Here is an 18,846-nt window from a genome sequence, read left to right on the forward strand (position 1 = left end):
TGCTCCTCTAGTCACTAGAGGAAGCAGAGTGTCCTCCTGATTCAAGGGACGCCATGACCGTAGAGACCGACACCAAACCCTGCGCGACCAGTTGCTGCGGCCAGTCCGTCGTCTTCGACGGCGCCTCGCCCGCCTATCGCCGCATCCTGATGGCGGTGATCGCCATCAACGTGGCGGCCTTCATCGCTGTCGCGTTTGGCAGCCTGGCGCAGGGGTCCGCGGCCCTGGCGGCCAACGCCCTGGACTTCCTGGCCGATAGCGCCACCTACGCCATCAGCCTCTGGGTCATCGGCCGGTCGGCGCGAACCCGCGCCGGCGCCGCGCTGCTCAAGGGCGCCAGCCTCGCCGTCGTTGCGGCCGCGGTCCTGAGCTTCGCGATCTGGCGGGCGATGACCGGCGCGCCGCCGCAGGGCAATGTCATCACTGGCCTTGGCGTCCTGGGCTTTCTGGCCAACCTCCTGGCCGCCCTGCTGCTGGTGCGGTTTCGCGATGGCGACGCCAATGTGCGATCCGTCTGGCTCTGCACCCGCAACGACCTGATCGAAAGCCTTGCCGTGGTTGTCGCGGGAGGGTTGGTCTGGTTGACCGGATCGCGCTGGCCCGATCTGATCACCGGTGTCTTCCTGGCTGGGGTCTTCCTGCAATCGGCCTATGTCATCGTGCGCCAGTCGCAGGCTGAACTCAGGGCCGCGGCGTGAGGCGCCCACCGGGCTCGCGGAGGATCGACCACGCGAATGCGACCTTGCGCGTCTTGCATCAGGAACGCTCCGGGCGCATCACCGTCGGCATGGGCTTGGCGCTGTTTCGGCAAACGAGCGGGTGGGTCGCCATGCTGTGCGTGGCGATCGCGCTGTCGCTCGCCGGTCAGACGGCGGCGCAGGCCTTCGAGATGGCCGACCACGCCGGACATCATGCGACCCAGGCCGCCGGCGATGTCGGGGATGACCATCACCATTGCGACGACCCGGCGATCGACGATCCCGCCAGCCCCGCCGATCCCGCTGGCGAGCCGCATCAGCACCACGTGGATCACCACGCCGTTGGCCTGGGCGTTGATCTGGCCATGCCCCTCGCGGCCCCCGCCCACCGCCAGAGCGTCGCGCCGGCGCGGAGCGTTCATCATGCGGGCCTGGCCGGTTGCGGCCTGAAGCGTCCGCCAAAGGCCTGATCCAGACCTCGACCTGTCTGTAGCCGCGCCGGCCGTTCGGCCGCGCTGATCCCTGCCTTGGAGATTTCCCATGCCCCCGACCTCGCCGGGCCGCGCGCCCGCGCGTCGCCTCGCGGCCTACGCGCGCGCGCTCATCATGAGCACGGCCCTGATCGTCGCCACGCCCGCCTTCACCCAAACGTCGTCCGCGCCTCTGTCGCTGGACGAGGCGCTGCGGCGAACCCTTTCGGCCGACCCGTCGCTGGCCGGCGTCAAGGCCCGCCTCGACGCCTCGAAAGCCAATGTCCGCCAGGCCAATGTCCGGCCCAATCCCAGCCTTGGAATGGAGGTCGAGAACTTCACCGGCAGCGGGCCGTTCTCGACGTTGGGCCGCACCGAAGCCACGCTGTCCTACCAGCAGACCTATGAGCGTGGCGGCAAGCGCCAAGCGCGCACCGCCCTGGCGCAGCGCGAGATCGGCCTGGTGGAAGCCCGTGCCCAGGTCCGGCGCCTCGACCTGGCCAAGGCCGTGCAACTGGCCTTCGTCGATGTCCTGGCCGCGCAGGCCGAGGTCGCCGTGGCTGAAGAGCGCCTGGCCGTGGCCCTGCGCGCCGAGCGGGAAGTCAGCCGCCGCGTGGCCGGCGCGCGTGACCCGCTGTTCGCCGGGGCCCGCGCCGAGGCCGAACTGGCCCAGGCCAGGGTCAGCCTGGATCGGGCCCAGACCAACGGGCGCGACGCGCGCGCTGCCCTGGCCGCCTATTGGAGCGGCTCGGCCGAGTTCTCGGTCCCGGAAGACCTGTTCGAAGACACCCGCCGCCCAGAGGGCGCGACCGCCGCGGTCGATACGCCAGACCTGAAGCTGCTGGCCGTCGAGCAGGACGTCGCCGCCGCCCGCATCGCCGTCGAGCAGACCCGGGCCGTGCAGGACCCCACCGTCAGCCTCGGCGTCCGCCACCTTCAGGACGAAGGCGCGGTGGCCCTGGTGGTCGGCGCGAGCATCCCCTTGGGCCGCTACGACACCAACCGCGGCGCCATCGACCGGGCCCGTGCCGAACGGGCGGTGATCGCGGCCGATCTGGGCGCCTTCCAGATCGAACGCGAGCGCGAGATCGCCCGCCTGATCGCTCGCCGCGCGGCCGCCGCCGCCGAGGTCAAGCGGACCGACGCGGAGGTGCTGCCCAATGCCGAGCGCGCCGTGACCCTGGTTCGCGACGGCTTCAATCGCGGCGGCTTCAGCTATCTCGACGTCATCGCCGCCCAACGCGCCCTGATCGACGCCAGGACCCGCCGGGTCGAGATCCTCAAATCCTTCCATCAAGACGGGGCGGCCCTGGATCGCCTGACCGGCGCGCACGCGATGCTCGCCCGCACGGAGCTTCAACCATGAACCCGACCCTGACCCGCCGCCCCCTGTGGGCGCTGCTTCTCGGCACGGCCGCCCTGGGCCTGACCGCCTGCGGGGCCGGCGACAAGGCCGCCAAGCCCGATGACCATGGCGAGGCCGAAGCCGAGTTCGAGCGCGGCCCCCACAACGGCCGCCTGCTGCGCGACGGCGACTTCAGCCTGGAGGTGACGGTCTTCGAGACCGGCGTCGAGCCGGAGTTCCGCTTCTATCCCTACCGCAAGGACAAGCCGATCGATCCGCGACAGGTGACCGTTGAGGTGGCCCTGACCAGGCTTGGCGGCCAAGTGGATCGCTTCACCTTCAATCCGCGGGAAGACTATCTGCGCGGCGCGGGCGTGGTGGCCGAGCCGCACTCGTTCGACGTGGCGGTCAGCGCCGGCGAGGGCGGTAGGACGCACGCCTGGCGCTATGCCTCCTATGAGGGCCGCACGACCATGACCGCCCAGGCCGCCCAGGCCGGCGGCGTCAAGATCGAGACGGCCGGCCCCATGGCGATCGGCGAGACCGTGACGCTCAACGGTCGGATCGAAGTAACGCCGGAAGGCAAGGGCGAGGTCCGCGCCTGGTATCCCGGCCGGATCATGAGCCTGCGCGGCGAGTTGGGCCAGATGGTCCGCAAGGGCCAGATCGTGGCCCGCGTCGAGTCGTCTGAGAGCCTGCAGACCTATTCGATCCCGGCCCCGATCTCGGGCCAGATCATCGAGAAGAACAGCAATGTCGGCGACGTGGCCCATGACCGGCCGATCTTCGTGATCGCCGATCCGACCAAGCTTCACGCCGAGCTGTTCGTCTATCCGCGCGACTCCGAGCGGGTCCGGGTCGGCCAGAGCGTCGAGGTGCGCAGCCTGTCGGGGACCGACCGCATCCTGGCCACGGTGGAGTCGATCCTGCCCTCGGCCGACATGGCCAGCCAAACCCAGCTGGCCCACGTCCATCTGCCCGATGGGGCCGGCCCCGCCTGGCGGCCGGGCCTGGGCGTCGAGGGCGCCGTCACCGTCGGCTCGCGACCGGCGGCCCTGGCGGTGCGGACCAAGGCCATCCAGCGCTTCCGGGACTTCGAGGTAGTGTTCGCCAAGGTCGGCGACACCTACGAGGTGCGGATGCTGGAGCTTGGCGTCCGCACGCCCGAATGGACGCAAGTCCTGGGCGGCCTGGAGCCTGGAACCCAGTACGTCACCGACGGCGCCTTCCTCATTCGCGCGGACATCGAGAAGTCCGGCGCGAGCCACGATCATTAGGGGCGCGTCATGCTGAACCGCATCATCGCCGCCTCGATCGTCCATCGCTGGGCGGTCATGGCTTTCGTCGTCGTACTGGCGGGCTTGGGGATCTGGAGTTTCCAGCGCCTGCCGATCGACGCCACCCCCGACATCACCAACGTCCAAGTCCAGATCAACACCGAGGCCGCAGGCTACTCGCCGCTCGAATCCGAACAACGGGTCACCTTCCCGGTCGAGACGGTCATCGCCGGGGTTCCGGGCCTGGAATACACCCGCTCGATCTCGCGCTATGGCCTCAGCCAGGTCACCGCCGTGTTCCGCGACGGGACCGACATCTACTTCGCCCGCCAGCTGATCAACGAGCGCCTGCAGACCGTTCGCGGCCAGCTGCCCAAGGGCGTCGAACCCGAGCTTGGCCCGATCGCAACGGGGCTGGGCGAGATCTTCATGTACACGGTCGAGGCCAGCCCGGGGGCCCGCAAGCCCGGTGGCGAGGCCTACAGCCCCGAGGACCTGCGCACCCTGCAGGACTGGGTGGTCCGGCCACAGCTGCGCAACACGCCGGGCGTCACCGAGGTCAACACCATCGGCGGCTATGTCCGCCAGTACCATGTCACCCCCTGGCCGCAGCGGCTGGCGGCCTATGGCGTGACGATGGACGAGGTGATCGCCGCACTTGAGAACAACAACGCCAATGTCGGCGCCGGCTATGTCGAGCGCTACGGCGAACAATATCTGGTCCGCACGCCGGGCCAGGCCGCCGGCATCGCGGACCTAAATCGCATCGTGGTCGCCAATCGCGGCGGCGCGCCGATCCGCATCGCCGATATCGCCGACGTGGTGATGGGCGAGGAGCTGCGCACCGGCGCGGCCACCGAGAACGGCCGCGAGGTCGTGCTGGGCACGGTGATGATGCTGGTCGGCGAGAACAGCCGCACGGTGTCGCGCGCCGTGGCCGCCAAGCTGGAGGTCGCCGCCAAGGCCCTGCCGGCCGGGGTCACCGCCAAGCCGATCTACGACCGCACCGACCTCGTCGATCGCACCATCGCCACGGTCGAGACCAACCTGGTCGAAGGCGCCCTGCTGGTGATCGTCGTGCTGTTCCTGCTGCTCGGAAACATCCGCGCCGCCCTGATCACCGCAGCGGTCATCCCCCTGGCCATGCTGATGACCATCACCGGCATGGTGCAGACCAAAACCTCGGGCAATCTGATGAGCCTGGGGGCGCTGGACTTTGGCCTGATCGTCGACGGCGCGGTGATCATCGTCGAGAACTGCCTGAGGCGGTTTGGCATGGCCCAGCACCAGCTGGGCCGGCTGCTGTCACGGCAGGAGCGCTTCGACCTGGCCGCGGAGGCCACCGGCGAGGTCATCAAGCCGTCCTTGTTCGGCGTGCTGATCATCACCCTGGTCTATGTGCCGATCTTCGCCCTGACCGGGGTCGAGGGGAAGATGTTCCACCCGATGGCCATCACGGTCGTCATCGCCCTGACCTCGGCCCTGCTGCTGTCCCTGACCTTCGTCCCCGCCGCCGTCGCGCTGTTCGTGACCGGCAGGGTCGAGGAGAAGGAGAGCAAGCTGATGGGCCTGGCCCGGCGCGCCTATGAGCCAGCCCTGGCCACGGCCTTGCGGTTCAAGACCGCCTTCGTGGCCGGGGCGATCGTCCTGGTGCTGATCGCCGGCCTGGCCGCCTCGCGCATGGGCTCGGAGTTCATTCCCAGTCTCGACGAAGGCGACATCGCCCTGCACGCCCTGCGCATTCCTGGGACCAGCCTGACCCAGGCGGTGAAGATGCAGACGGCTTTGGAGGCGCGGATCAAGCAATTCCCCGAGGTCGACAAGGTCGTGGCCAAGATGGGCACCGCCGAGGTGGCCACCGATCCGATGCCGCCCAGCGTCGCCGACACCTTCGTGCTGCTGAAGGATCGCAAGGACTGGCCCGATCCGCGCAAGCCCAAGGCCCAGCTGGTCGCCGAACTGCAGGAGGCCGTCGAGACCGTGCCGGGTAATAATTACGAGTTCACTCAGCCGATCCAGATGCGCTTCAACGAGCTGATCTCCGGGGTGCGCTCGGACGTGGCGATCAATGTCTATGGCGACGACCTCGACGTCCTGCTGCAAACCGGCAAGGCCATCGAGGAGGTGGTCGGCAAAATCGAGGGCGCCCAGGACGTCAAGGTCGAGCAGACCACCGGCTTGCCGGTGCTGCAGATCACCCCCGACCGCGACGCCCTGGCGCGGTTTGGCCTCAACATCGCCGATGTCCAGGACGTGGTCTCCGCCTCGATCGGCGGCGCGACCGCGGGCCAGATCTTCGAGGGTGACCGGCGCTTCGACATCGTCGTGCGCCTGCCGGAGGTGCTGCGACGAGACGTCGACGAGATCGGTCGGCTGCAGATCCCCCTGCCCGCTTCCGACGGCGCGCGGGGCTTCGTGCCCCTGGCCGACGTCGCCAAGGTCGAGGTGGTGATCGGTCCCAACCAGATCGGCCGCAGCGATGGCAAGCGCAAGGTCGTGGTCACGGCCAATATCCGCGGCCGCGACCTCGGCTCGTTCGTCACCGCCCTGCGGAAGGCGGTCGATGATCGAGTCGAGGTTCCGACCGGCTATTGGGTCGACTATGGCGGCACCTTCGAGCAACTGACCTCGGCCGCGCGCCGCCTGCAACTGGTCGTGCCGGCCGCCCTGTTGGTGATCTTCGGCTTGCTGTTCCTGCTCTTTCGCTCCTGGAAGGACGCCGGGGTGGTGTTCTCCGGCGTGCCCCTGGCCCTGACCGGCGGGGTCGCGGCCTTGATGATGCGGGGTCTGCCGCTGTCGATCTCGGCGGCGGTCGGGTTCATCGCCTTGTCGGGCGTCGCGGTGCTGAACGGCGTGGTGATGGTCACCTTCATTCGGAGCCTGCTCGACGAAGGCCGAAATCTCGAGGACGCGATCCGCGAAGGCGCCCTTGGGCGTCTTCGCCCCGTGCTGATGACCGCCCTGGTCGCCAGCCTCGGCTTCGTGCCGATGGCGTTCAATGTCGGGGCCGGCTCGGAGGTGCAGCGTCCGCTGGCCACCGTGGTGATCGGCGGCATCGTCTCCTCGACGATCCTGACCCTGCTGGTGCTGCCGGCGCTCTATGCCCTGGCCTCTCGGCGGCGCAAGCCCGGGGAGGTCGCGGCCTGATCCTCCTGAGGAGCGCTCCCGCCCGCCGGCCCCTGGCCGAACGGCGGGAGCGTCTCCATCTTCGGCAGTAGGGATCAGCCCGACGACGCCTCAAGGATACAGGATGCCGGACCGCGCCGAGCACTGGGAAACCCTCTACGTCACCAAGCACGCCGACACCGTCAGCTGGTATCAACTCGCGCCCGCGCCTTCGCTGGACGCCCAGGCGCGGATCACGCCCGCCAAATCCACAGGATTGATTGATGTCGGCGGTGGCGCCTCCAACCTCGTCGACGCCCTGCTCGAACGCGGCTGGCGTGACCTGGCCGTGCTCGACATCGCCCAACCGGCCCTGGACGTGGCGCGAGCCCGACTTGGGGAAAGGGCTGACGATGTCGAATGGATCGCTACGGACATCACGACCTGGCGGCCAGGGCGCCGCTACGCGATCTGGCATGACCGGGCGGTGTTCCATTTCTTGACGTAAGCCGCAGACCGGGCCGGTCACCGCCCAGCGCTGGAACAGGGCCTGGCGCCCGGCGGCGCGCTGTTGATGGCCACCTTCGCCCTGGGCGGCCCCGAACGCTGCAGCGGCCTGTCGATCGTCCAATACGGCCCCGAAAGCCTGGCGGCCGAACTGGGCGAGGCCTTCAGCCTGCAAGACAGCTGGCGCGAGGACCACGTCACGCCGGGCGGCGGCGTGCAGGCCTTCAACCGGTGCCTGTTTCGCAAGACGGGCTGAACGGCCGGCCGGTCGTCATCCCCTGAAAGCCGTTGGACGCTATCCCCTCCAGGAGGATAGGTTCTAGCCATGGTCCACGTCGTCCACGAACCCCACCCCGAGATCGTCAACCGCCTCAAGCGCGCCGAAGGGCATTTGCGCAAGACGATCGCCATGATCGAAGCGGGCCGCACCTGCCTGGACCTCGCCCAACAGCTTCACGCCATCGAAAAGGCGGTCGCCGCCGCCAAGAAGACCCTGATCCGCGACCATATCGATCACTGCTTGGCCCACGCGGCCGAGGACGATCCCAAGGGCGCGGCGCTGGGCGGTCCGCGCACCGTGAACCTGCACAGCTATTGGGGCAGTGTCGTGGTCGATGGCCTGGGGCCGGACGCCGAGACGATCGCAAAGGCGCTCAGCGCCCAGATCACCCCGGCGCAACGCAAGGCCTGGGCCAAGGACGGGCCCAAGGCCTGGGCGCTGGAAAGCTATGCGGTGGCCAAGGCGAGCGCCTACACCCTGGGCTCGGCGCCGGGCTGCGCTTCGGACACCGCGCCGATCGCGCTGCCCGACGGCTACGAGGCCAAGGCGCGGGCCGCCGCCGCGCTGCAACTCCAACGGGCCGGGGTGCGACTGGCCTATGAGCTCAATCGCGCCCTCGGCTAGGTGGGTGAAACCACGACGTCAGCGGTTCCAGAACACATGGACCTCGTCATGGGCGGTCTTGATCGTGAAGATGTCGCCATTGAGCTCAGCGTCGCGGCCCATGGCCTCCCAATCGATGTAGTAGCGCAAGCGCTCGGGGATGACCGTGGCCTCCTCGGTCACCTCCTGGATACAGTCGGCAAGGCTGTCGAAGACGCCGTGATAGTCCTCGACCAGGGCCGTTTGCGCCGCCTCCAGGTCGTCGCCGAAATGCTCCAGCACCAAGGCGCCCAAGCCGCCGTACACACGCAGGAAGGCGGCGATCTCAACCACCTTGTCGATCCCGGCATATTCGGCGATCTCGACCCCGCCAAAACCCTCATGGTCGTGAATGGCGTACTCCTCGGCGCCGGGCATGGGCGAGGCCTTCAGCATGGCGTTGATGGCGTCGCGAACCGTGTCGGCGTCGTCCTCGACATCAATCCAGACGCCATGCAGGCGCCCGTTGTTGTAGGCGGCCAGACAAGCGATATAGATCCGAGGCTCAAGTTTTTCAGTGACTTCTCCCATCTTCCTCATCCTCAAAGCAGGGGTTCAACATGAACCCTTGCCCGTCGGCGAGGCCGGGTGTGCAAGCGGAGGGGCGGCTTCGCGGGGACCCGGCTGGCAGGCCGGCAAAGCCGGCCGAAGCTGGGCGGAAGACGATCCGAAGCGCGCCGGGGGCGGCGCCCCAAGCCAAGCGCCCGCAGACGCGGGCGAAAAGAACCTGCTAGATCATCATGCCCAAGGGACCTGAACTGCCGGGCCTTGCTAACCTGATCGCTTGAACCTCACGCGGTCCTTGCCGACCAGAAGGAAGGCGTCATAGCCGGCCTCGCGCCAAGCCTTCCGCTGGACATGGGCCGTGTCGGGGTCGGTCACGTTCGCCCACCATTGCGGCCGAGTGGCGCTCTTGGGGACCATGACGCCAAGGATGCGCTCGATCTCGGGGAAGGTTAGTTCGAACTCGGCGTGCCGTTGGCGACGCAAATGTCCGCACAGGGGATCGTACTTGGCCATCCAACCAGCATGACGGAACGATCCGGACCCGTCCAATCCGCCGTAATACAGCTTCATTGGAGAACGGGCTTGAAATGGAGCATCGCAAGCCGTTCTTCCGCTGAACCGCCGCCCTGTGATCGCGCGGCCCTTTCCGAGCTGAAACCGACGGAGCTGACACTTGACCTCTATCCCCGAAGCTCGAACCCCCAATCTGGTCGATCTCCATGTCGGCGGTCGCGTTCGCATGCGCCGCAAGATGCTCGGCGTCAGCCAGGAACATCTTGCCGACGCGCTCAAGCTGACCTTTCAGCAAGTCCAGAAGTACGAGCGCGGCGCCAATCGGGTCAGCGCATCGAAGCTGTACGAGATCGCCAAGACGCTCCAGGTCCCGGTGTCATATTTCTTCGACGGCCTTGCCGATCCTGTCACCGATGAGAGCGACGATGTCGGCGAGGCGGCCAATCGGGTCATCACGGACTTTCTGAATACGCCCGAGGGCCTGGAACTGGCGGCGATCTTCCCGAAAATTGGAAAGGGTCGTGTCCGCCGCCAGATCCTGGATCTGGTTCGCGCCATGGCGGACGACGATGGTCAGCAGAAGTCGTCGTAGGGATTAGCGAGGCTTGGCGGTCAGTCAGGCGTGTTGCCGGGGCGACGATGGCAAGGGGTGCATCAACGGCCCGATGAAGAGATTGCATCCCGCAGGACCCCATCCTGGGCTGTCCGATGAGGATGACAGTACGTTCCCGGCTGCACCCAGTGCTCTCGACCAACCACCTACTCTCCCGCCGGTTCGATAGAGGCATGCGTAACGTCGCCGAAAACGCCGGATTGATCGGTCGCCCAACCAGATTCCGCCGCATCCCCCTGCCGATCATGGCTTTCCGACCCGCCTTCCACGAACAAACCCCCGGTCCGTCTCAATGAACCGCGACAGCATCGGCCCGATCAGCTTGGCCGGCTCGACGGCCTTGCCGCCGGTCTCCGCGCCCAAGGCCTGGCCATAGGCCACCAGGTCCCGGTGCAAGACGGCCGGCAGGTCCAAGGTGACCTTGACCGGGGTGTCGTCCTCGATCGGTCCCAACTTCAACTTGGTCATGGGCGGCGTCCTTCGTCATAGGGCTCAAGCACAAGATCCCGGGTCAACAGCACGCGCAGCGGCGCGCCGGGCCGAATGGTCAGGGTCGGGGCGCGAGCCAGACTGGAGCCGGCCATCTGGCGGCCGACATCGCCCGCCGCGTCCGAGGCGCCCCGGCGCACCGCTCGCGCCAGATCGGACTCGTCCGACGCGCCCGCCTCGGCTCCGACCGCGAGCAAGGTGCTCAAGGCCGCCGCCGCCAGAACCTCCCGGCCATTGCGATCGACGCCGTCCTGCAGTCCGGTCATGCCCAGCACATCGGCCGCCGGCAGCGCCCCCTGGGCCTGCCGCAGTCGTGCCCGCGACAGGTCCAGCTTGACCATAGTAAAAACTAACCTATTGGCAGATATGAGTTTTCATGGGTTGTGCGAGCCGAAGGAGCACCATAATCAGCCCTATTAACCGTCACCGCTATCATAGGGTGACAAAGCGCGTTTCCCCCGGCAGGCTTGGCTCTCTTTTGATTCCCAGCAGATGAGCTGACTTATGAACGTTTCGGATCTGATCGACGCCACCGTGGCCGCCGACGACAAGCTGACCAAGGCCCAAGCCAAGGCCATCATCGACGGCGTCTTTAAGTCGCTAACCGATGCGGCCGTGAAGGGCGAAGAAGTTTCAATCCCGGGCTTTGGAAAATTCAAGGTGCAGGCCAAGCCGGCCCGCACCGGCCGCAACCCCTCGACGGGCGCGGCGATCGAAATCGCCGCCAGCAAGAAGGTCGCGTTCACGCCGGCCAAGCAGCTGAAAGACGCCGTCAACGCCTAATTCCACGGCGAGCGGTCGGTCTCCTGCCCAGGGCGCCCGACCGCTCATCCTGGCCCGCCGTCCGCCAGAGACAATACCGGACCGCGCGCCCGCGTCCGATGAAGGGGTACGCCCCCACGTCTGACAGTAGCCTCCTGAATGCTTAAGGCGTTCCGACGACGTTTCGGGGCTCGCCCGCCGCGAACGCTTCGATATTGCTCAGTGTGATTTCCATGATCCGCCGCACCGCCTCGTCGGTGTCATAAGCGATGTGCGGCGTCACGATGACATTGGAAAATTTCAGAAGGGCGTGATTGGCCACCAAGGTCCGCATCCCGTCCGCCCCAAGGCCTGAGCCGGCCCGGAAGATATTGGCCTCGTCACGCAGCCAGGGCTCTTCGCTCAGCACGTCCAGCGCCGCCCCGGCCAGCCGTCCCTCGGTCAGGGCGTGGATCAGAGCCTCGACATTGACCACCCCGCCGCGCGCGGTGTTGACCAGCACCGCGCTCGGCTTCATCCGCGCCAGCGCCTCCGCCCCAATCAGGTCGCGCGTGCCCTCGCCGCCCGGAATGTGGAGAGTGAGGACATCGCAGGTGGCGAGGAGTTCGGGCAGCGCCACGTAGCGCATCCCCAGCGTCGCCTCCAGGCCGGGATCCGGATAGGCGTCGAAGGCGATTACGGTCATGCAGAACCCCTTGGCGATCTGGATCACCCGTCGGCCGATCCGGCCGGTCCCGACCACCCCGAGAGTCTTGCCGGCCAGGTCGAAACCGCGCAGTCCCGTCTGGCTGAAGTCACCACGCCGGGTTCGCGCTACCGCTTCCGCCACCTTGCGGGCCAAGGCCAGCAACAGGCCGAAGGTATGCTCGGCCACAGTGGGGTCGCCATAGTCGGGAACGTTGCAGACAACGATCCCAGCCGCACGGCAGTAGTCCAGGTCAATATGGTCGTAACCGGTGGAGCGGGTGGCGATCAACTTCAGCTGGCAAAACGGTCGAAGCGCCTCGGCGGTGAGCTTGGAATCAATGAAGGTCGAAAGGACCTCGACCTTCGCCACATCATCCAGCCCCGCGACGTCCAACGGCCCCGACATGCAGCGGACGGAATGGGCGGGCGCCAGCCGCTGGGCCGCGTCGCGTTCCCAGTCCTGGGCCTCGGAGATCAGCACGTCCATCAATCAGCGCTCCCGCGCCTACTGACGCGGAGCGACGAGAGCACGGGCGGGAGCCTGACGCCATTCCGGACCGCCACCTAGGTCAGGAGGAACGGCTCGAGCCGGTTGGTGGAGTCTGGCCAGCGAGGCAGAATGGCGACGTAAACGGTGTAGTCCGCCACGCCGAAGATCAGCGCGCAATCAACGACATCCCCGCCGCCAGGCCCAGGCGTCGAACGATGGGCCAGGACGCCGAGCGATCCAGCGCTGGCCCCGTCGCCTGACACATCAGCGCCCCTATGCAGCAGATGATCGGCCGCCGCACGGACCCGTCCCAGAAGTGCGACGCCTGGGCGCTGATCCAACTCAGGGTCATGGCGGCATAGGCCAACAGCCAGACACCCACCGTGGCGATCAGGATCGTCGGGGTTGGCGTAGGACGGGCGGGGATGTCATCGGCCCATTGTCGCCGCTGACGGCGGCCGCGCAAAGCGTCGTTCGCAGATGTCAGGGGACTGGCAAGACGCCAACGGCGACGGAGCCAACTCGCGATTCTGTGGCGGCCAAGTTGTTAATCGAGGGACTTCATTTCACCGCGATCGGATCACCCGCTTCGACCTTTCGGTCCGATACACTGTGCCGTCCCGGTTCGTGCCGCTCGTGCCCCTGGTGGGCAACGAGGACAGCAGCGGGCTCGTATTTCGAGCCGATATCTTCCATGTCTTCAACTTTCAGGGTGGCGCCGACTACGACGAGTTCGGTTAGACGGCCGGCGGTCATCCCAGCGCCACCTACGGCAAGGTCCGGTCCTATCAGACGCCGCGCTCTCGACGTCTGGGCTTCGGCTGGCAATTCTAAAGCGAACACGGCTGCGGGACCTTCGCGGCCCGGACCACTAATCTCGAAGCAAAGGGCGCCGACTCCGTTGGCGTTCTTTGCGCGTCCGGGCCACAGCCACAGCCACAGCCAAGCGCCGCTCGCGCAAAACGACGTCTTGATATCCATCCACGTTTGGATGACACCGGTTTCCTAGAAGACTCGAAAATGAGCGGAATTCAGGGAGGGCGTCGTGTCCCGGAAAACCAAGATCACCCTCAAGGCCTCGCTGCTGCTGTCTGCGGCCTTGACCGCCAGCGCGGGGTCGGTCCATGCGGCGGAAGCCGGGCCTGGCGGTCTGCTGTTTCATTTGTCGGGCGATAAGGGCCTCACCGCCGATCTCGCCGGCGGTGTCGCGACCCCCAACTTCGCTGACAAGGTCAAGATCAAGGCCGATCCGGTGCGCGGGGCCTATATCGAGGCGGCGGGTGATCAGACACTCAGCTGGATGGCGCCGGGCAATATCTACGCCCAGCGCGGGACCCTGAGCTTCTGGTGGCGCGCCCGCGATCCGGTGGGCACAACGCCCTTTCCGCTGTTTCGGGTAGGCTATGCCGATCACACCAGCTGGGACATGACCTGGCTGCGCATCGACTGGAACGGCAAGGGCTTCGACGCCTTCGTCACCGACGACAACCTCTCCAGGGTACGGGTCAGTACGGTGGCGGTTCCCCCCCGGCCCGACCAGTGGATCCTGGTGACCTTCAGCTGGGACGAAGCCAAGGGAATCGCCCTCTATATCGACGGCAAGAGCGTGGCCTCCAAGGCCCAGGCTGCGGCGCTGGATGCGGGGCTCGATCAGTTCGGACCCCATAGCCGGGTGATCTCGCCTCACCAGGTGCAGAGCGCTTACCAGTTCATCCGCGGCGGCGATGTCGACGACATCCGGGTCTATGACCATGCCTTGGGCGGCGCCGATGTCGCCGGGCTGGCGGCGGGCAGGGATCCGGCGTCGGCGGCCGCGCCGGCCGTGGCTGACGCCAAGACCTGGCTTTACCGCTATGGCTGGGACCGCCCTGGCGCCCTGCCGCCCTATTTGGCCGATCCCGCGACCCGCATCCGCAAGGTCGAGTTCACCGACCAGTTCGACCTGAAGCAACGCATGTCCCAGGGCTCGGACGGCATCGCCGAAACCACCTGGCCAGGGGTCTATAATCGATCCAAGCTTCCGGGCCGCCACGACTATTTCGAGCTCCCCGACTGGAACACCTATGTCGAGGGCGGCAAGGCGATCACCTTCACCCTGCCTCAGGAGCCCTGGAACCGGCTGGAGGTCCAGGGGGCGGCCTATGGCTCACTGACCGCTATCAATGGCGCGGGCGCCGAGACGCTGCTGGCCAAGCGCGCCCAAGGCCCCTTGCGGACCTTCAACAGCTTCGCGGCCTTGACCGGCGGCAAGCTGCGGTTCGACAATACCGTCCAGGAGACCCCGATCCAGGAGTTGGCGGCCTACAATGTCGCCGCCGGGGCCGAGCCGGGCGGTTTCACCCTGAGCTATGTGGTGCGCCCGCAGGCCGACCCGGCCGTCTATCCGAGCCTGGATGATCTCACCGCCTTCGTGAAGGGCCGCTACCCGGCTGGCGAAAGAACCATCCTGGCCGCCCTGCCCGCCTCGGCCCCGGTCAAGCCGGAGGCCGCCGCATCGGCGTCGGCTCTGACCAGCCCCATCCTCCACATCCTGATTCCCGCCGACTTCCGCCTGGGCCGCCCTGGCGGCGCGGTCGGCAAGTTTCAATACGGTTGGCAGGGCCTGGACATGGGCCTGGACGGCGTGGCGCTGGACATCCCGGCCCTCAAGGTCGCGGCCAGTGCAGGCGGACTGGTCCCCCTGAACATCAAGGTCAAGGACCCCCTGTGGCCGGGCCGCGACCTGATCGACATCAATGTCTCGGTCAAGCCGGGCGAGGCGCGCACGATCTTTCTCGATACTCGCGACCGCATGCTACCGGCGGGCGCTAGCCTCTATCTGTCGATCGCCAGCGCCGCGCCCGATTTCGACGCCAGGGCCCTGGACGCCATGGCTGTGCGCCTGAAGTTCAAGCCTGCGGCCGACAGCAAGGCCGAACACGTCGCCGACCGCCTGGCCCAGGCGCGCGACAACCTGGCCTTCCTGGTCGAGGAGCACGACGTCTCCAAGCGCCTGGCCCGCTACGCGCGGCTGGACCTGGAGCTGTCGGACCTGCTGAAGGTCGATCCCACCAACAAGCACGGCCGCGAGATGTGGGCCGAGCTCAATCCCGAGCAACCCGGCGTTCCGGTCACACTGCCGGTCGCGCCGGCCGGAATCCCCAAATGGGCCTTCCTGCAGGTCGAGGATCTGAAGCGCGTTCGCCACTTCATCGAGTGGTGGATCGACAAGCGCCAGGACGCCTTTGGCGACTTCGGCGGCGGCATCTCCGACGACGATGACCTGACCCAGCAATGGCCGCCGCTGGCCCTGATGGGCGACATCCCCGACAAGACCACCGCCTCGCTCAACGCTCTTCTCGACGCGGCCTACCGGAACGACATGCTTCCGCTGGGCTTGTCGAAGATCAAGACCGACGAGCTGCACTCCTACGAGGAGGCCATCAATTTGAAGGCCGAGGCGATGTACACATCGTATGGCGACCCCAAGGTCGTCGAACGCCTGATGGAGACCGCCCGGGCCTATCCGACCATCGCCAAGGCCGGGGCCGATGGTCACACCCACATCATCAGCCGGTTCTTCTCGGCGACCGACGTCTCGACCGACGGCCCATGGGGTTGGTCGCATCCCTATTCCTACCTCATCCTCCACCCGGCGATCGCGCTCGCCGACTTCAACGGCGACCCGACGATGCGCAAGCTAGTCGTCGACCTGGCCGACGGTCACCTGGCGCACGGCAAGCAGGATCCGGACGGGACCTGGCGCTATCCCGAGGAAATCCAGGCCGCCACCGGCGCCTCTCGCGGCGAACTGGCCGGCAAGAGCCGCGGCAATGTCGCGCCCATGCAGATGTTCTGGGCCGCCTGGCGATGGACTGGCGATGACAAGTACTTGCTGCCCCTGAAGGGCGAGATCGCTCGCCAGGCAGGCCGGGGCTTGGACGAGCTCAACAGCGACGTCATCGACATGCTGGGCTTGCGCGCCCAGGCCACGCCGATGATCAAGGCCCAGATCGAGAAGGGAAGCGACGATCCGTTCCTGTTGTATCAGGCTTGGCGTTCGACAGGCGACACCTCCTATCTTGAGCGCGTCTATACGGACGAGATCACCACTGCCGAGCAGCGGATGTGGATGATGACAGACGCCCACTGGTGGAGCGACCGGGTGGAGCTGTTTAGCGACACGCTGCAGCGCTCGCGCCTCGGCGGCATGGCCCTGCGGCGCAACCAGATGGCGCCAGGCCATATCGTTGGCTGGCGGTTCGACACGCCGACAGCGGCCGAAGATGTCGGCATCGTGGTCACCGGCGGACCCAAGGGGTTCAAGATTACCGGCTATAACCTGACCGGGAAGCCGATCCATGCGGTGATGACCGGTTGGGATGTCACCGCTGGTCAGTGGACCTTGGCCCGGTCAGTCGATGGCGCGGCCGCCGAGCCGGCCTCTTCCGTCGCCTTTGAGCGCACCATTGGGCTCGATGTGGTTTTTGCCCCTGGCCAAACCACGACGTTCGACCTTGCCTTGGTAATCCCCGCCGCGCCGGTCATCGACCGGCCCGACCTCGGTGTCGGCCTAGACGACGTCAAGGCCGGCAAGGGCCGGCTCACCGTCACGGTCCACAGCCTGGGCGCCAAGCCCGCGCAGGCCAGCGTCGTGGTGCTGGAGGATGCGACCGGCCGCGAACTGGCGCGCGCCACCGCCCCCGCCCTCTCCGCGCCCCTCGACCTCAAGCCCAAGACCGCCCAGATCATCCTGGCGTCGACGGCCGGCTGGAAGGCGGGCTATCGGGTGCGCATTCTCACCCCGGCCGGCGCGCCGGAAATCACCCAGCTCAACAACACTGTCATCGCCCCTTGATCAAAAATCGGAGACCCGGAGCCTCACCGCTTCGGAGACGTTGCTTGCCCATGGCCGAAACCCTCACCGTTCCCCGCGATCTCGTCGCGCGTCTGCGCGCCCGGCTGCCCGCCGTCACGCGCGAGCACCTGTTCGACTGCTACGCCATATCCGAAACCACCTGGACCAAGCTGCGCGACGGCAAGCCCGTCAAGCGTTCCACGCTCGAGCGCATCCTGCAACGCTATGAAAGGCTGATGGCTCATGCCGCCTAAGGCGTTCGCCGTCGTCCTGGCCGGCGCGCTGGCTGTCGGCTTGACGGCGTCCAACGGTCTGGCCGCCGAAGTCAGCCGCGCGCCTTACGGTGTCACCGCCGCCGGCCTCGCGGTGGAGATCTTCACCCTGAGGAACGACCACGGCATGAGCGTCAAGGTGCTGTCCTATGGCGGAATCATTACTCAGATCAACACACCGGACCGCCAAGGCGTGGTCAAGAACGTGGTGCTGGAGCTGGCCGACCTGAAGGCCTACGAAGCCAAACCCTTCTTCAGCTCGTTGTTGGGCCGCTACGCCAACCGCATTTCCGGCGGCGGCTTCACGCTCGATGGCGTGCGTCACGACTTGCCAAGCGGCCCTGACGGCGTTTCCTCGCACGGCGGCCCGACCAGCATGGCCAAACAGGTGTGGACGGGCGCCCCGTTTCAGCATCATGGCCACGCGGGGGTCACCCTGACCTATGTCGCCACCGACGGCGAAGGCGGCTATCCGGGAACGCTCAAGGTGGCGGTGACCTACACCGTCACCAGCAAGAACGCTCTGCGCATCGACTACCGGGCGACCACCGACAAGCCGACGGTGTTGAACCTTAGCCACCATGTGTATTTCAACTTGGCGGGCGGAGGCACGATCTACGACCAGACCATCCAGGTGTTCGCCAAGGCCTTCACGCCCATCGACGCCCGAAAGCTGGCGGTGGGCACGGTCGCGCCGGTGGCGGGGACGGGGATGGATTTGCGCCAGCCCGGCAAGCTGGGCGCGCGGGTGGCGTCCGACGATCCGCAGATCAAGTTCGCCAATGGCCTGGACAACAACTTCGTCATCGACGGCGGCGGGCGGGGCAGGCTGGTCCCCGCCGTGCGCATGACCGATCCCGCCAGCGGCCGCACTCTGAATCTGCGCACTAGCCAGCCCGGCGTTCAGTTGTTCAGCGCCAACAGCTTCAACGGTTCGCTGGAGACCCCCGACGGTTGTCCCCTGGGAAAGGGCGCGGGCCTGGCGCTGGAAACCCAGCATTTCGCCGATAGCCCGAACCACGCCAACTTCCCCACCACCGTGCTGCGACCGGGCCAGGTGTTCAAGGAAAACGCCGAGTTCCGGTTCGGGGTCATGAAATAGGCTCGCAGTGCAACCCCCGGCGTCCGCCGACGCTACTCATGCTTACAAGGAGATCGTCATGGCCGACCCGAACACCCCAGACACGCTCGCCAGCTTGAACAAGGCGCTGAGCGATCAGCCGAACCCGAACCTCGACGATCAAGGCGACATCGCCGCCGATGACGCCGGAGCCACGGCCTTGGCCGAAAGGGTCACAAAGGACGCGGGCGTGCAGGGTGAGGAACAGCCCGAGACCTAGACGGTCAGGCGT

At 67.0% G+C, this 18,846-nt stretch carries 21 protein-coding genes; 14 read left to right on the forward strand and 7 right to left on the reverse strand.

The window, feature by feature from the left end:
* Positions 1-53: 53 nt before the first annotated feature.
* The 8 genes from ACP694_RS08865 to ACP694_RS08900 all read left to right on the forward strand — a co-directional run bounded on the left by ACP694_RS08865 (position 54) and on the right by ACP694_RS08900 (position 8,306).
* Positions 54-698 (forward strand): cation transporter, encoded by a 645-nt coding sequence (locus ACP694_RS08865; RefSeq protein ID WP_426011756.1) that lies wholly within the window; start codon positions 54-56, stop codon positions 696-698.
* A 44-nt stretch (positions 699-742) separates the two neighbouring features.
* The gene (locus tag ACP694_RS08870) at positions 743-1,168 is read left to right on the forward strand and encodes a hypothetical protein (RefSeq protein ID WP_426011757.1); all 426 of its coding nucleotides are present in this window, start codon (positions 743-745) and stop codon (positions 1,166-1,168) included.
* A 70-nt stretch (positions 1,169-1,238) separates the two neighbouring features.
* Positions 1,239-2,534 carry a TolC family protein gene (locus tag ACP694_RS08875; protein WP_426011758.1) on the forward strand — a complete coding sequence of 432 codons (1,296 nt, stop codon included), beginning with the start codon at positions 1,239-1,241 and terminating at the stop codon, positions 2,532-2,534.
* Positions 2,531-3,790: an efflux RND transporter periplasmic adaptor subunit gene (locus ACP694_RS08880; protein ID WP_426011759.1), complete on the forward strand. Its 1,260-nt coding sequence runs from the start codon at positions 2,531-2,533 to the stop codon at positions 3,788-3,790. The genes ACP694_RS08875 and ACP694_RS08880 overlap by 4 nt, the downstream gene beginning before the upstream one ends.
* A gap of 9 nt (positions 3,791-3,799) precedes the next feature.
* Positions 3,800-6,937 (forward strand): efflux RND transporter permease subunit, encoded by a 3,138-nt coding sequence (locus ACP694_RS08885; protein WP_426011760.1) that lies wholly within the window; start codon positions 3,800-3,802, stop codon positions 6,935-6,937.
* 103 nt (positions 6,938-7,040) lie between these two features.
* On the forward strand, positions 7,041-7,403 hold the full coding sequence (locus tag ACP694_RS08890; RefSeq protein ID WP_426011761.1) for a class I SAM-dependent methyltransferase: 363 nt from the start codon (positions 7,041-7,043) through the stop codon (positions 7,401-7,403).
* Positions 7,404-7,469: 66 nt separating this feature from the next.
* Complete coding sequence (locus ACP694_RS08895; protein WP_426011762.1) at positions 7,470-7,658, forward strand: hypothetical protein; 189 nt, start codon at positions 7,470-7,472, stop codon at positions 7,656-7,658.
* A gap of 69 nt (positions 7,659-7,727) precedes the next feature.
* Complete coding sequence (locus ACP694_RS08900) at positions 7,728-8,306, forward strand: S1/P1 nuclease (RefSeq protein ID WP_426011763.1); 579 nt, start codon at positions 7,728-7,730, stop codon at positions 8,304-8,306.
* Positions 8,307-8,324: 18 nt separating this feature from the next.
* Here ACP694_RS08900 and ACP694_RS08905 read toward each other — a convergent pair whose 3' ends face one another.
* The gene (locus tag ACP694_RS08905; RefSeq protein ID WP_426011764.1) at positions 8,325-8,855 is read right to left on the reverse strand and encodes an antirestriction protein ArdA; all 531 of its coding nucleotides are present in this window, start codon (positions 8,853-8,855) and stop codon (positions 8,325-8,327) included.
* A 240-nt stretch (positions 8,856-9,095) separates the two neighbouring features.
* A complete protein-coding gene (locus tag ACP694_RS08910; RefSeq protein ID WP_426011765.1) occupies positions 9,096-9,401 on the reverse strand; it encodes a DUF7662 domain-containing protein in 306 nt (101 codons plus the stop codon).
* A 103-nt stretch (positions 9,402-9,504) separates the two neighbouring features.
* On the opposite strand from ACP694_RS08910, the gene ACP694_RS08915 reads away from it, so the two are divergent.
* A complete protein-coding gene (locus tag ACP694_RS08915; RefSeq protein WP_426011766.1) occupies positions 9,505-9,936 on the forward strand; it encodes a helix-turn-helix domain-containing protein in 432 nt (143 codons plus the stop codon).
* 264 nt (positions 9,937-10,200) lie between these two features.
* Here the strand turns inward: ACP694_RS08915 and ACP694_RS08920 are convergent, their stop codons facing one another.
* Together ACP694_RS08920 and ACP694_RS08925 are read right to left on the reverse strand one after the other, a co-directional pair.
* The gene (locus ACP694_RS08920) at positions 10,201-10,425 is read right to left on the reverse strand and encodes a DUF2274 domain-containing protein (protein WP_426011767.1); all 225 of its coding nucleotides are present in this window, start codon (positions 10,423-10,425) and stop codon (positions 10,201-10,203) included.
* Positions 10,422-10,814 carry a TrbI/VirB10 family protein gene (locus tag ACP694_RS08925; RefSeq protein WP_426011845.1) on the reverse strand — a complete coding sequence of 131 codons (393 nt, stop codon included), beginning with the start codon at positions 10,812-10,814 and terminating at the stop codon, positions 10,422-10,424. The genes ACP694_RS08920 and ACP694_RS08925 overlap by 4 nt, the downstream gene beginning before the upstream one ends.
* Before the next feature lie 136 nt (positions 10,815-10,950).
* Here ACP694_RS08925 and ACP694_RS08930 point away from each other — a divergent pair, with 136 nt between their 5' ends.
* The gene (locus ACP694_RS08930; protein WP_426011768.1) at positions 10,951-11,229 is read left to right on the forward strand and encodes an HU family DNA-binding protein; all 279 of its coding nucleotides are present in this window, start codon (positions 10,951-10,953) and stop codon (positions 11,227-11,229) included.
* A gap of 142 nt (positions 11,230-11,371) precedes the next feature.
* On the opposite strand, the gene ACP694_RS08935 is transcribed toward ACP694_RS08930, so the two are convergent.
* From ACP694_RS08935 to ACP694_RS08945, 3 genes are all read right to left on the reverse strand, one after another.
* Positions 11,372-12,382: a hydroxyacid dehydrogenase gene (locus ACP694_RS08935; protein ID WP_426011769.1), complete on the reverse strand. Its 1,011-nt coding sequence runs from the start codon at positions 12,380-12,382 to the stop codon at positions 11,372-11,374.
* A 169-nt stretch (positions 12,383-12,551) separates the two neighbouring features.
* Positions 12,552-12,851, reverse strand: a complete 300-nt coding sequence (locus tag ACP694_RS08940) for a hypothetical protein (protein WP_426011770.1) — start codon at positions 12,849-12,851, stop codon at positions 12,552-12,554.
* Positions 12,852-12,946: 95 nt separating this feature from the next.
* Positions 12,947-13,141, reverse strand: coding sequence for a hypothetical protein (locus ACP694_RS08945; RefSeq protein WP_426011771.1), 195 nt, complete (start codon positions 13,139-13,141; stop codon positions 12,947-12,949).
* 289 nt (positions 13,142-13,430) lie between these two features.
* On the opposite strand from ACP694_RS08945, the gene ACP694_RS08950 reads away from it, so the two are divergent.
* The 4 genes from ACP694_RS08950 to ACP694_RS08965 are packed head-to-tail and all read left to right on the forward strand — an operon-like array spanning position 13,431 to position 18,834.
* A complete protein-coding gene (locus tag ACP694_RS08950) occupies positions 13,431-17,222 on the forward strand; it encodes a LamG-like jellyroll fold domain-containing protein (RefSeq protein WP_426011772.1) in 3,792 nt (1,263 codons plus the stop codon).
* A gap of 50 nt (positions 17,223-17,272) precedes the next feature.
* Positions 17,273-17,476: a hypothetical protein gene (locus tag ACP694_RS08955; RefSeq protein ID WP_426011773.1), complete on the forward strand. Its 204-nt coding sequence runs from the start codon at positions 17,273-17,275 to the stop codon at positions 17,474-17,476.
* Positions 17,466-18,596 carry an aldose epimerase family protein gene (locus ACP694_RS08960; RefSeq protein WP_426011774.1) on the forward strand — a complete coding sequence of 377 codons (1,131 nt, stop codon included), beginning with the start codon at positions 17,466-17,468 and terminating at the stop codon, positions 18,594-18,596. The genes ACP694_RS08955 and ACP694_RS08960 overlap by 11 nt, the downstream gene beginning before the upstream one ends.
* A 58-nt stretch (positions 18,597-18,654) precedes the next feature.
* On the forward strand, positions 18,655-18,834 hold the full coding sequence (locus ACP694_RS08965; protein WP_426011775.1) for a hypothetical protein: 180 nt from the start codon (positions 18,655-18,657) through the stop codon (positions 18,832-18,834).
* Positions 18,835-18,846 lie beyond the last annotated feature (12 nt).

This window comes from Caulobacter sp. DWR2-3-1b2, assembly GCF_049896345.1.
In the GTDB taxonomy this organism is placed as follows: domain Bacteria; phylum Pseudomonadota; class Alphaproteobacteria; order Caulobacterales; family Caulobacteraceae; genus Caulobacter.